General features: G+C 34.3%; 10 protein-coding genes and 1 pseudogene. 9 read left to right on the top strand and 2 right to left on the bottom strand.

All coding sequences use genetic code 11. From position 1 onward, the window contains the following. Positions 1-158: 158 nt before the first annotated feature. Positions 159-902, bottom strand: a complete 744-nt coding sequence (locus tag LCF45_RS15500; RefSeq protein ID WP_002128087.1) for a class I SAM-dependent methyltransferase — start codon at positions 900-902, stop codon at positions 159-161. A 290-nt stretch (positions 903-1192) separates the two neighbouring features. Here LCF45_RS15500 and LCF45_RS15495 point away from each other — a divergent pair, with 290 nt between their 5' ends. The 7 genes from LCF45_RS15495 to LCF45_RS15465 all read left to right on the top strand — a co-directional run bounded on the left by LCF45_RS15495 (position 1193) and on the right by LCF45_RS15465 (position 8727). Beyond that, complete coding sequence (locus LCF45_RS15495) at positions 1193-2305, top strand: aminopeptidase (RefSeq protein ID WP_002128085.1); 1113 nt, start codon at positions 1193-1195, stop codon at positions 2303-2305. Positions 2306-2678: 373 nt separating this feature from the next. Next, entirely contained in the window at positions 2679-2879 is a 201-nt protein-coding gene (locus LCF45_RS15490; protein WP_000903048.1) for a helix-turn-helix transcriptional regulator, read from the top strand. Between the two features lie 5 nt (positions 2880-2884). Next, a complete protein-coding gene (locus tag LCF45_RS15485; RefSeq protein ID WP_033708202.1) occupies positions 2885-3178 on the top strand; it encodes a hypothetical protein in 294 nt (97 codons plus the stop codon). A gap of 554 nt (positions 3179-3732) precedes the next feature. Next, on the top strand, positions 3733-5274 hold the full coding sequence (locus LCF45_RS15480; protein WP_263892939.1) for a serine hydrolase domain-containing protein: 1542 nt from the start codon (positions 3733-3735) through the stop codon (positions 5272-5274). Positions 5275-5471: 197 nt separating this feature from the next. After that, the gene (locus LCF45_RS15475) at positions 5472-6704 is read left to right on the top strand and encodes a DUF4073 domain-containing protein (protein ID WP_078207008.1); all 1233 of its coding nucleotides are present in this window, start codon (positions 5472-5474) and stop codon (positions 6702-6704) included. Between the two features lie 268 nt (positions 6705-6972). Further along, positions 6973-7968: a D-cysteate sulfo-lyase gene (locus tag LCF45_RS15470; protein WP_003190388.1), complete on the top strand. Its 996-nt coding sequence runs from the start codon at positions 6973-6975 to the stop codon at positions 7966-7968. Positions 7969-8097: 129 nt separating this feature from the next. Beyond that, positions 8098-8727, top strand: coding sequence for a class I SAM-dependent methyltransferase (locus LCF45_RS15465; protein WP_002142425.1), 630 nt, complete (start codon positions 8098-8100; stop codon positions 8725-8727). An 814-nt stretch (positions 8728-9541) separates the two neighbouring features. On the opposite strand, the gene LCF45_RS15460 is transcribed toward LCF45_RS15465, so the two are convergent. Continuing rightward, positions 9542-10144 carry a hypothetical protein gene (locus LCF45_RS15460; protein WP_078203563.1) on the bottom strand — a complete coding sequence of 201 codons (603 nt, stop codon included), beginning with the start codon at positions 10142-10144 and terminating at the stop codon, positions 9542-9544. A gap of 529 nt (positions 10145-10673) precedes the next feature. Here LCF45_RS15460 and LCF45_RS15455 point away from each other — a divergent pair. Together LCF45_RS15455 and LCF45_RS15450 are read left to right on the top strand one after the other, a co-directional pair. Continuing rightward, positions 10674-12152 (top strand): MDR family MFS transporter, encoded by a 1479-nt coding sequence (locus tag LCF45_RS15455; RefSeq protein ID WP_033713237.1) that lies wholly within the window; start codon positions 10674-10676, stop codon positions 12150-12152. 528 nt (positions 12153-12680) lie between these two features. Then, positions 12681-12995, top strand: a pseudogene (locus LCF45_RS15450) (tyrosine-type recombinase/integrase); the annotation flags it as partial. Positions 12996-13177: the final 182 nt, after the last annotated feature.

The raw sequence follows: 13177 nt of genomic DNA, 5'->3' as shown, positions 1-13177 counted from the left end.
TTTTATCCTTTCTATAATTTTCCTTTATTTTAATCCTTACAGTAATCAAATCACTGTGAATTTTCTGCGTGAAGTATAAAAAACAGCCATTCCTTAGTGAAACGGCTGTTTTCGTAATTCAATAAAAGCTCTCAGATTGCGGTAGATATTTTTAAATATTATTTTGTTTTTTTTGACTTGATTATAATAAAAGATGGACTTCGCGATTCGTTTATTAAATCTGGCATTATCTCTATCCCTGCCAAAGTTGATTGTGGCTCGATTATTTTATCCAGCGAAAGCCCGTGTTCAATCAAAGTATTTATTAATGTGGCAACAGTTCTATGATAAATAACCACACTATCGTCAACAAACCAGTTGTGTACTCTGATTCCTTCTTCTTGATAATTATCTAATGCCCAGTGTGATGTATTACCATCCTCAGTTTTTATCCAATGGTTGCTTCCTTTGCGAGCTGTTGCTATTGGATGTTCGGTTGAAAAGATAAATTCACCACTGCTTTTTAATAGTTCATTAATCTTTTGAATCATTGCCGAGTAATCTTCAATGTAATGTATAGAGAGGGAACTTATAATCAGGTCGAACTTTTGATTGGTTAGTCCCATATCCTCCATAGGAAGACACATAAATTCTATGTTATCATCCTGATTTAACTTTTTAGCACGTTCAATCATATTTTTGGATATGTCTACACCTATTACGTTTTTTGCACCATTTTCTATACAATACTTTGAAAAATGACCATCACCGCAACCCAAGTCTAATACCGATTTTCCTTTCAAACACAGAATTAATGATTTGATTGCTGGCTGTTCTATGAAGTCATTAGCGTTTATTCCACTTTCACGCAATGCTGTGTAGTTTTTGAAGAAATTCGGATTATCGTAAATATTTTGTTTCACTTACATCACTCCTCAGATAAGGTTTTCATAGATTAAGCTGACTTCTGTTTCCAAATTATCATACTAACCATAAAAATTTTGTCATCCTTTTATTATAGTAATGGTTTTTAGGAAGATATCTCGAACTCAATACTTTCACAATCCTGCCCGTTTGCTGAATAATCTGCTGTAAATACTATACCGTATTAAGAAAATTAACCTTTATTTTAATTATAAGCAACAATCTTTACGAAAAGAGCCTTTTATTTTTTATTAAGCTATTGAAACGATAGTGAAGGGACGAGAGCGTAATGAAGCGAGAACTATCGAAATTAGCGGATGTACTAGTCAATCATTCGACTAAAGTGCAGCCTGGTGATCATGTGTTAATTCAAAGTGTTACTGAAATAGATCCCGCAGTAGTTCGTGAAATTATTAAGTCTGTGGAAAAAGCAGGGGGATATGCGCATGTATCAATGCGTGATGTTTCTGTTACAAGGCAATTAATTCTATCAGGATCTGAAGAACAATTTAAGTTATTTGCAGATTGGGAATGTTATCGCTTAAGTAAGATGCAAGTATATATTAATCTCCGTAGCCCTAGAAATGCATATGAATTAGCAGATGTACCATCAGAAAAAATGAAATTATATCAAAAGATATTTGGAAAAGCTCATAGTGAAGCAGTGTATAAAACAAGATGGGTGACAACAAGAATCCCGAGTGCGGCGTCTGCGCAAGAAGCGAATATGAGCACTGAGGCCTATGAAAAATTTTATTATGATGTATGTACGTTAGATTACAATAAAATGTCGAAAGCAATGAATCCGTTAAAAGAATTAATGGAAAAGACAAAGCAAGTTAGGATTATTGGAGAAGGTACGGATTTGAAGTTTTCAATTGAAGGAATTGGCGTTTTAAAAGGAGATGGAACGGATAATATACCTGATGGTGAAGTGTATACAGCACCTGTCAAAGATTCAGTAAATGGAGTAATAACATTTAACACAGTATCCGTTCAACAAGGTTATGCGTTTCAAAATATAAAGTTACATATGAAACAGGGGAAAATAATAGATGCATATGCAAATGATACAGAGCGAATGAATCGAATTCTTGATACGGATGAGGGAGCAAGATATATTGGAGAATTTGCACTAGCGTTTAATCCTTATATATTACACCCGATGAATAATACGTTATTTGATGAAAAAATAAATGGTAGTTTTCATCTAGCAATTGGAGATTCGTTACAAGGTGCAGACAATGGGAATAAATCAGCGATACATTGGGATTTAGTAAACATTCAAAGACCGGAGTATGGCGGGGGTGAAGTTTGGTTCGATGATGTACTAATTAGAAAAGATGGGCGTTTTATTTTACAAGAGTTGTTCGGATTAAATGAAGAGAATTTAAAAAGGTAAAGTGCTTTATTGAAATTGTGTAAAGGAGATTAAAACCGCCATAACAAACTAAAAAATTCATTGTATAAAGTTACATTTATTTAATGTAAATGATAGCTAGATTGGCGCGGCTCGGTAATTGTTGAGTGAAATAAGCCAAAATCTCTTGAAAAACACTTGATTTTTTACTACATCAATCTTTACAATCCCTCCATATAATGTGAATAGAACTAGCACTTATTTAGAAGCCTTTGAAACAGTGCATTATGTACATGCGGTGAAGAAGTAGAGGATTAGTAGGCATGGGGAGAAATCTCTGTGTATTTTTTTATGCGTATTTTTAATTTTACAAATTGCAAGAAATAAATTACGATTATCTCAAGAGGTGTTACTATTGTTACATAATAAAATTGTAGTTTGTCGAGCAGAAAAAGGTTGGACTCAAGAAGAACTGGCAACAAGAGTGGGAGTTAGTCGTCAAACTATCGCTACTCTTGAAAAGAATAAATATAACCCTTCTCTAATTCTTGCCTTTAAAATCGCAAATGCATTTGAAAAGCCGTTAACCGATGTATTTGATTATCTAGAGGAGTGATACATATATTGTTGTTAAAAATTTTATTATTTGTTTTATTAGTGATAAGTAAGATGTATGTAATAAAATTTCAATCAAGTGATGAAGCAAATGACGAAAGAGGAAGAGAAATTCTATATAAAACAAATAATGTTTTGTATAATATTCTATATTTAGGTATCATTTCCATTATTGTTTTACAATTAATTGATATTATTCCTTTGAAATTTCTACCTGATTTGTTGTTATATTTTGCGCTTTCATTAAGTGTGTTAGGCAGTATTTTTATATTTATCAATAGAAACAGGAAAAATTACTAATATGTATTAAGTATTTTATCTTGTTCTGTTAGGAAATTGAACAACATGTTTCTTTAAAAAGTGAAATTTCTATTTTAAACATGAAGGAATATAGTTAAACTAATAGCTGTGTTTATTTAAGTAGGCTACATAAAATAATTAATCTTCTTCATAAAAAATTAAGGAATCCAAAATAAAACCCACACATTTTAATCAAAATGTGTGGGTTTCTTCTTTTTATAAAATAAATATTTGCAGCAATACTTTGGTCAAATTTTAATTAAAACTAAAATTCACCTTTTCTATTATAAATTTTTGTAGTGTGGAAATATAGCTATTAGATCACCAAACTAGTATTTTTGGGGCATTAACTTAAACAATAAATAACTTCATGTCTATCTTGTTGATGAAATTCATTGCCCTCGGATAAAGGATAGTAAAACCCCTGAATAATTAGTTTTATTGATTTTTATTACAATTTTGTAAGGTTAAGTAATAAAAATCGATAGAACGGGATATTAGAATGGGATACTCTGATTGATGGGTAGAATATTCTGAAAAAAGGGGTGGGGCAAATGAAGAATAGAAAAAAAGCATCGATAATATGCAAAAGTATTTTATGTTTAATGATTTGTATATTCATTACGAATGAAGCATGGTTTACAAATGTGGTGAGGGCAGAAACAGGCACGTTGACTGATAGGAGTATAGAGGATTTCAAAAAAAAGCTGGATGAACAGGTCCCAAAATGGCAGGAGAATTATGGGGTACCAGGGGTTGCAATAGGGATTGTACATGAGGGGCGTATTGCTTATACACTTAACTACGGTTATGTAGATAAAAAGACAAAAAAAGCGGTGAGTGATGATACTTTGTTTCAAGCTGGTTCCATATCTAAAAGCCTTACAGTGTGGGGAATCTTGCATCTTGTAGATGAAGGTCGTTTATCACTAGATAATCCCGTTGGAAAATATCTGACCAAATGGAAATTACCTAATTCAGAGTTTAATAATAATGAAGTCACGATAAGAAGATTATTAAGTCATACAGCAGGACTGTCTGCACATAAAGGATACCTTGGGGTTGCACCAGGGAAAAATCTTAATTCTATTGAGGAGTCTCTGTCTGGAAAAGGTTGGCTTAATGAACAAGTGGAGGTTACCAATAAACCAGGTTCAGAAACAATTTACTCTGGTGGCGGATATACAATTTTACAACTTGTAATTGAAGAGGTTACCGGAATACCTTTTGATCGTTATATGGAAGAACAAATTATGAAACCTTTAGGAATGAAATCTAGTTCATTCTTACAACGCCCTGAAAATCATAACCTTTCGAAAGCTTATGGATATTTTGGAGAGGAGCTCCCTAGTTACCAATTTACCGAACAGGCTGCTGCAGGTCTCAAGACAAATGTTACGGATATGATGACATTGATACTTGCAAGTATGGATACAAATAATAAAGGAAATGGTGTCATCAAAAGTGAACGTGTTACGGAAATGCAAAAGCCAGTATTAGGGGAGAATGGTTTAGGTATATTTGAAAAAAAACTATCTAATCAATGGAAATTACTTTATCATTCTGGTGACAATCGAGGCTGGCATTCTTTTTATGGTTTCATTCCTAATACAAAGGATGGATTGGTAATCCTTACAAATGGTGAAGGTGGTATAGACTTACGACAGGATATTTACCACGCATGGATGGAATATGAAACTGGAAAATTACCTGAAAGTTACTTCTCTCTAGCTGAGCAGAGAAAAAACAACTCTATTACATCAATTGTTATTGGAGCCACACTTGGTTTATATTTGCTGCTATTTGTGATTAGATTGTACAAAGGGAGAAGAACTTTCATTTTTAAGCACGAGAAGAAACCTTACATAAGATTAGTGGTTAGGGTATTTTTACTTATTATTACTGCTATTCTCGTTTTTTGTGCTGCCTATTTGTGGAGAGTTTTTAGTTTGAATTCCGGTAATACAATAAATTTTATTCTAATAATGGCATGGATTATAACATTATTAATTAGTGGATTTTTCCCGAAAGTTAGAAGTAATAAAAAACAACGTATGAAACTAAAAGATTTAACATCAAAATTTACATTTATGTAATGTTAAAGGCTAGAAAGCTGGATTGGCGCGAATTTCGAATTGTGGAGTGCAATGAAAAGACAAAATCTCTTAAAAAACACTTAAATTTTTACTCCATCAATCTTTACAATCCCTCTTTATAATATGAATTGGACAAGCAACTAAGAGAACGCAAAACATGTCAGTTTATACATTCTATTATTAGGGGGAGAAATTGTATGAAAAAGGCAGTTGCTTCATTGGCTGTTATGGCAGCTTTATTACCGACACTTTCGATGCATGCGGAAGGGAAAGAGCAAGTTCGAAAATCAGCTACAACTTTTAACGTTATTAGTGACATTCAAGGAGATTTAGGGGACTTTGATCACGTATTAAAAGATATGAACAAAGTGACGCCACTTTCCAGAGCGCTTATTATGAATGGGGATATAACGCAAACTGGGCAGCAGTCACAATATGATGATGTGAAGCGTGTGTTAAACAAGAATAAGCATCCGGAAAATGTATGGTCAACTGTTGGGAATCATGAATTTTACGCTGGTAAATGGACAGCTGATGGGAAACTCTCTCAAAATACATGGCCAAATGGTGTAACGGAAGAAACATTGTTTAATCGATATTTAAAATTTAGCGGACAAGATAAGGTATATCATAAAAAAGAATTAGACGGTTATCCGCTTTTATTTTTAGGAACTGAAAAATATATGAAATACCACGATTCGAAAATGTGGGATGAAGTATATATGAGTGATGAGCAATTAGGATGGCTAAAACAAAATTTAGAAGAGTATAGTCAAAAAGATAAAAATAAGCCAATTTTCATTTTCTCTCATCACGTTTTACCTGATTCTGTATCCGGATCAAGACAATCACCATATTTACAAGACTATTTAAACGTGGATAAATTGTACGATGTATTAAAAGACTACCCGCAAGTTGTTTTCTTTACGAGTCATACGCATTGGGATTTAAACTTGCCAGACTGGGCTGGTAAAAAGAAAATTACAGGCGGAGATGAAAAAGGATTTACGGTTGTAAATACGGGCGGAATTGAAACAGGCTGGATGTCAGCTGGACCAAATGGCGGAGAGAAGACTGCTCCGGATGGATCTTCTTTCAAACAAGGATTGCAAGTGAAAGCATACGGTAACGATGTTGTCGTAACGGCTTACGATTATAAACGGGATAAGGGCATAAAGAACTTATTAATTAGTGACGCAAAAATTGCACAAATGGCACCAGATGTAACAGCAGATGATAATAAAAATGTAATCGTTGGTGCTACTGAATATATGGAGTACTCTGTAGAAGGAACGAATGAGTGGCATACGTATTATACAGCAAACCCGCCAAAATTTGATGGGGACAAGATTGTATATGTACGCCATAAAGGAGAAATGAATTTAGAAGCAGGATTAACGCAACTTCTTCGTTTTTCGGCAAATAAGTGATTGGAGAGAGCCCACATTTAAATGTGTGGGTTCTTTTTTGATTGATGAGAAACGGGCCTCTATTTGTATATTTTTGTCGTTGAATCGATATATTAAGAAAACCGTTCATATAATTTCATTTACCGTACTGGAGTTAAAAATCATTGATATAAATTGCATTTACCGAATTCTAATACATTTTTAATCCAGAAAGATGACTTCATCATTTTTCCGTGTAATAATAGTATGGTTACATTTACTGTGAAAGAGTATAAAAGGAGCGTTATTGATGAATTTAGCTAAATTTCCGAGAAAAAAATATACAGAATCATATACACCAATTGAAAAGTTAAACAATTTTTCAGAAGTACTTGGTGGGCCGACTATTTATTTTAAACGAGATGATTTACTTGGTTTAACAGCTGGCGGTAATAAGACGAGAAAGTTAGAGTTTCTAGTTGCGGATGCACAGGAAAAGGGTGCAGATACGTTAATTACAGCTGGTGGTATTCAGTCAAACCATTGCCGTCTAACACTTGCAGCTGCGGTAAAAGAAAAAATGAAATGTATTCTTGTGCTAGAAGAAGGGCTTGAGCCAGAAGAAAAGCCAGACTTTAACGGAAACTATTTCTTATATCATTTATTAGGTGCTGAAAACGTAATTGTTGTACCAAACGGAACAGACCTTATGGAAGAGATGCATAAAGTAGCGAAAGAAGTCAGTAAAAAAGGAAATACACCATATGTCATTCCAGTTGGTGGATCGAATCCTACTGGCGCAATGGGATATATTGCTTGTGCGCAAGAAATTATGGCTCAGTCATTTGAGCAAGGAATTGATTTCAGTTCAGTTGTTTGTGTAAGTGGTAGCGCTGGTATGCATGCTGGTTTAATTACTGGTTTTTCCGGAACACAAAGTAAAATTCCTGTAATCGGAATTAACGTAAGTAGAGGAAAAGCGGAGCAAGAAGAGAAAGTAGCAAAACTTGTAGATGAAACTTCAGCTCACGTTGGTATCCCAAACTCTATTTCACGCGAGGCAGTTACATGCTTTGATGAATATGTAGGACCAGGATACGCTTTACCAACACCAGAAATGGTAGAAGCAGTTCAATTACTTGCGAAAACAGAAGGTATTTTACTTGATCCAGTTTATACAGGTAAAGCAGTAGCAGGATTAATTGATTTAATTAGAAAAGGCAAATTTAATAAAGAAGACAACATTTTATTCGTACATTCAGGTGGTTCACCAGCTTTATATGCGAATACGTCTCTATTTGCGTAAGTGTAAAAAGCATTGGGTATCCAATGCTTTTTGTTTTGAATTAATGTTGAAATTTGATACAATTTCGTGAATATGCGATGATTTTTCAACATTCAACGGTAAACAACGATATATAAAGGAGATTGATGTATGACAGAATTTTGGGAAGCAAGTTTTATAGAAAATCAAATGATGTGGGGATTTGAAGCTGCAGATTCCGCAATTTTGACGAAGGATTTTTTCCTTGAAAAGAAAGTGAAGGATATATTGATTCCTGGTATTGGATATGGAAGAAATGCAAAGGTTTTTATTGATAACGAAATACAAGTAACAGGTATTGAAATTTCAAAAACAGCGATCGAATTGGCGAGGGAAAATGAAATTAATGCTAATTTATTCCATGGTTCAGTTACGGATATGCCTTTTGATAACAAACTGTATGATGGCATATTTTCTTATGCACTTATTCATTTGTTGAATAAGGATGAGAGAGAGAAGTTTATTAAAGATTGTTATAGTCAGTTAAAACCAAACGGATATATGATTTTTACTACTATTTCTAAAGATGCCCCAATGTTTGGGAAGGGGAAACAACTTGGTAAAGACTACTTCGAGATAATGGAAGGGGTAAAAATGTATTTTTATGATGTTGACTCGGTACAACAAGACTTTGGAAAATATGGACTGATAGAAACTACGGAAATTTTGGAGCCGCATAAAAATATGGAAAGTAAACCTCCATTTAAATTTATAATGATCAAATGTCAAAAAACACTATAATTACAATTGTGTAAAAAATAGTGAAAGGTTACTTAATAAGCTTGATGTGTAAGCTACTCACTAATTATTCTTTAAAGGCGAAGTAAGGGAAGTCAAATGGCATCCCTTACTTCGCTTAATTTAGTTTAAAACATGTTTTAAACTTCCAATGAATTATTTGTTATATAATGGAATTGTTGAAGCGTGAGAGGGGTGATTATATGAGTACAACATTAAGAGGGATCATATACACAATACTCAGTATTTCTATAATATTAATAATTTTTTTAGGTTACGGATTATATTTGTATTTTAAGTGAAATGATAACTGAACCAAAGGAAAGATAAAATAATTGCTGTGTTAAATAGAGTAAAACACAAACCGCTAATATAATTGCTATAACCGCAAAAGTTACTATGAAATATGCGAAAGGAACTACGTAATCTACTCCAACTCTTTCTAAAATAGGGAGAAAGAGATTAATATTTTGTTTGCTTCACTTTTTTTCGGCACTCTACAGCTAGATGGTATTACTGACACGTACAAGTTATCAACAATCTTTATGTTGAAAGAATCTTAGCCTACGAAATTCGCGTTTTGTTGGTGCGACCACATCTCTATTAAGCTAACAGATGCAATCACCTTCAACTATCCCTTATCAGATAGAAGGTAACAGATGTTTTTATAATTTGAAAGACGAGGAAACGAACTTGGAGGGAGTATTGGAAGCATACAATAAATACATTGAGGGGGCATGTTTGAGAAGATTAAATCAATGGAAAAGGAAATGATTCTTAAGTCTGGGCTATGGACCTATCCTCCCGTTCTAATTAACTAAAAGAAGAACTTCCCCATACCGATTAGACTACTAAGCATTCCTATTCCATTCATGGTGCCTTTTCCTACTGTAAGTAAGTTTCCAAGCATTCCTGCCTGACCGTTACCTCCATTATTCCCCCATCCCATGGGACTTACCTGTCCTCCCCACCCTGGAGGGTTTCCAAAAACACCCCAGTTATTGGTATTAAAATTAAAAGGCTTGGCTGGCGGCGATAGTAAAGCGGCAAGATGACCTTGTGCGAACATCCCTGTATGATTGAATGGTTGGGCCCAGGGGAAGGGATGTTTTTGAAAATTAAAACCTGCATGGCCTGGTAATGGAATCCAATTAGCAGGATGTCCTTGGGGCATCATCCCTGCATAATGGATTGGCTGACCCCAAGAGAAGGGAGGGGGTTGGGGATTGAAACCCGTATAATTGGTTGGTGAATCCCAACCAAATGGATAGACTCGACAACTCCAATTCTCAGGAATCTTCAGACCATTCATTTCCTCAGCTTTAGTTATTTGGGGCTGTGAATATAATGATGACATTGAAATTTGGTTATTATATTGCCCACCGTTTCCCTTTGAATCCAAATACCAATATTGGTGCATAAGCTTATTCCCCTCACTTTAAAAATGTAATGTTAGACTTAGCCTATGTAATATTCCTTTTTATGGATGGTTACATAACTAGATTTACAAGCCCGTATTTAAAAGAATGGGTGTGTGGTCTTGTTGATTTATCCCGCTATTTGTGGGCAGTAAGACACCGCCACCTCAAAATTCAGCGAAAGCAAAGAAGTTTGAGGGGGGGGGGACTGCCTGTAAAAGTCCCACTGAGTAAAGTTTCACTTTATTTTAGAAGGGTATTTTCAGTTGCTCCTTTTGTTTATTTCAGCCTAATTTAATTTCGGTTAAAAAACGTGTTTAAATATTCATTCAAAATCTTATTTAAATGTTTATAAAGGTTTAATCAATAAAAAAGATTTTAAAATGTTATGTTGAGCAAGTAGAATTGCTAAAAAGAGAATATCCATTCGAAGAGTTTGGCAAAATACTGCAAGGATAATGTATTCTTGTGCAGATATGCAAACGATTTAAACTAATCAATGAAATTTATAATGAAGGGGCAAATAAATATATGAGTGAAACATTACATAAAAGAAAACCACCATATTTAATGCTTGTAATCCTTTTTATTGGGGCATTTGTTTCATTTCTAAACAACTCGCTTTTAAATGTAGCCTTGCCATCAATAATGAAGGATTTAGACATTAAAGATTATTCAACGATCCAGTGGCTTTCTACAGGGTATATGCTTGTAAGTGGTATATTAATTCCGGCATCAGCATTTTTAATAACCCGCTTCTCCAATAGGAGCTTATTTATTACATCTATGGTGATTTTTATTCTTGGTACGGCCTTAGCGGCTTTAGCACCGAACTTTGGTTTATTACTTACTGGCCGGATGGTTCAAGCAGCAGGTTCTTCAGTCATGGGGCCTTTGTTAATGAATATTATGCTAGTAAGCTTCCCAAGAGAAAAACGGGGAACAGCAATGGGGATTTTTGGATTGGTTATGATTACAGCTCCAGCAATTGGACCGACACTATCAGGTTATATTGTAGAGTATTATGACTGGCGTTTGCTTTTTGAAATGATTTTACCGTTAGCAATCATTAGTTTACTGTTAGGGATTTGGAAATCTGAGAACGTCATGAGACAAAACAAAAATGCAAAACTTGATTATCTCTCATTACTATTATCTTCTGTCGGTTTTGGCGGTTTGTTATATGGATTCAGTGCTGCAAGCTCCGATGGTTGGACGAATAAAGTTGTCTTAACAACCTTAATCATAGGCGCTATTGCCCTAATTACTTTCATTATCCGTCAATTAAAAATGAATGAGCCGTTATTGGATTTACGTGTTTACAAGTACCCAATGTTTGCACTTGCGTCTGTAATTGCAATTGTCAACGCGGTGGCCATGTTTTCGGGTATGATTTTAACACCAGCTTATGTACAAAACGTCCGTGGCATTTCGCCGCTGAACTCTGGGCTGATGATGCTTCCAGGTGCGGTAATAATGGGGGTTATGTCACCAATTACAGGTAAACTATTTGATAAATATGGCCCTCGGATTCTTGGCATAGTAGGACTTTCCATTACAGCTGTTTCAACTTATATGTTGGCAAACCTGCAAATTGACTCTAGTCACACACATATTATTCTTATTTACACACTGCGGATGTTTGGGATGGCAATGGTGATGATGCCACTTATGACAAATGGCCTTAATCAATTGCCAACTCGCTTAAATCCGCACGGTACGGCTGTTAATAATACAGCTCAACAAGTGTCCGGTTCGATTGGTACTGCTATTCTTGTTACGATTATGAATTCTGTAACAACAACAAAAGCTGAAAGTCTAATGTCGGATGTAGATCCAACAACCTTCACAGAAGCTACGAAGGTAGTATTAACTCAGAAGGCTTTATTATCGGGAATTCAATATTCATTCTATGTAGCGCTTGGCATGAATGTTGTTGCACTGCTATTAGTTTTTTTCGTTAAACGTGTAGATACAAGCGCGGAAGCTGTCGAGAGGTTAAATCGATAGAGAAAAATAAAACTCTAGATAATGATTCCTACAAGTTTTTTTGCTGATTAGTTAGACAAGGAAGCTTTTATCTGGTAGTTATCAAATCAAAGAAACTTCCAGTGAAATTTGCATTGGAAAATATTGAAAATAGGAGTAAGTGAAAAACGTAGGGGATTCCTCTACGTTTTTTTATGTGAACATTAATAAGGTGTTCAACACTAGCCAGGATAATGATCTTTTCACCTTATTACGGGTAGTGGCAGCTTCGCTGGTACTACCCGTAATATTGAATTTGAAAATAAAAAGTGAAACAAACTATCTCATAACTTGAATCGGAGCAAACACTCTAACCACGGGTTGCTTTTATTATATACCAAACCTTAACATATGCCCTTTAGATATTTGGAAATTATGTGAATTTTAAAAAAGAGAACAAATAACTGTTTTAAGTCCCTAAAAATTCCAATTGAACATTTTGAACAAAATATTTTAAATCAATATATATTTCATAATAAATTATAAAAAATGTAGATATAGGTAAATAGAGAAGAATGTCCTTTATTGGTAAATCAAAGAGGGAATTTTTATAATCCAAAAACGTTATCAAATCAAGTAACAGACATGATAAAAAAGACAAATCTAGATTTTCTACAGTATCGTGAAAATCCTGTAACGGCACATACATTCCGTCATGCATTTGCAATCATGGCAGTTGAACAAGGAAATGCGGATCTATATCATTTAATGCAAACGCTGGGCCACGAAAATATCCAAACAACAAAAATCTATTTAGAGAAGCATATGAAACGGGAGAATAATGTAGGTACTTCATGCGGATGCGATGCGGATATGTTGATGTGAATTTGAAACACTCCAAACCTTATTTAATTATGTATTTTTTATATAATTAAATAAGGTTTTATTCATGCGGTAATATAAATGGATAATTATTGGTAAAGAAATAAAATTATAATTTCACCTGTTATTGGGTAGATAAGTATAGAGACAGCTAGTGAATTAGGAGACATTTGGATTAGAGGGAT

The organism is Bacillus sp. 41-22 (assembly GCF_025809295.1).
GTDB classification, from domain to species: Bacteria; Bacillota; Bacilli; order Bacillales; family Bacillaceae_G; genus Bacillus_A; species Bacillus_A mycoides.
This window is presented reverse-complemented; position numbering and strand designations above follow the sequence as displayed.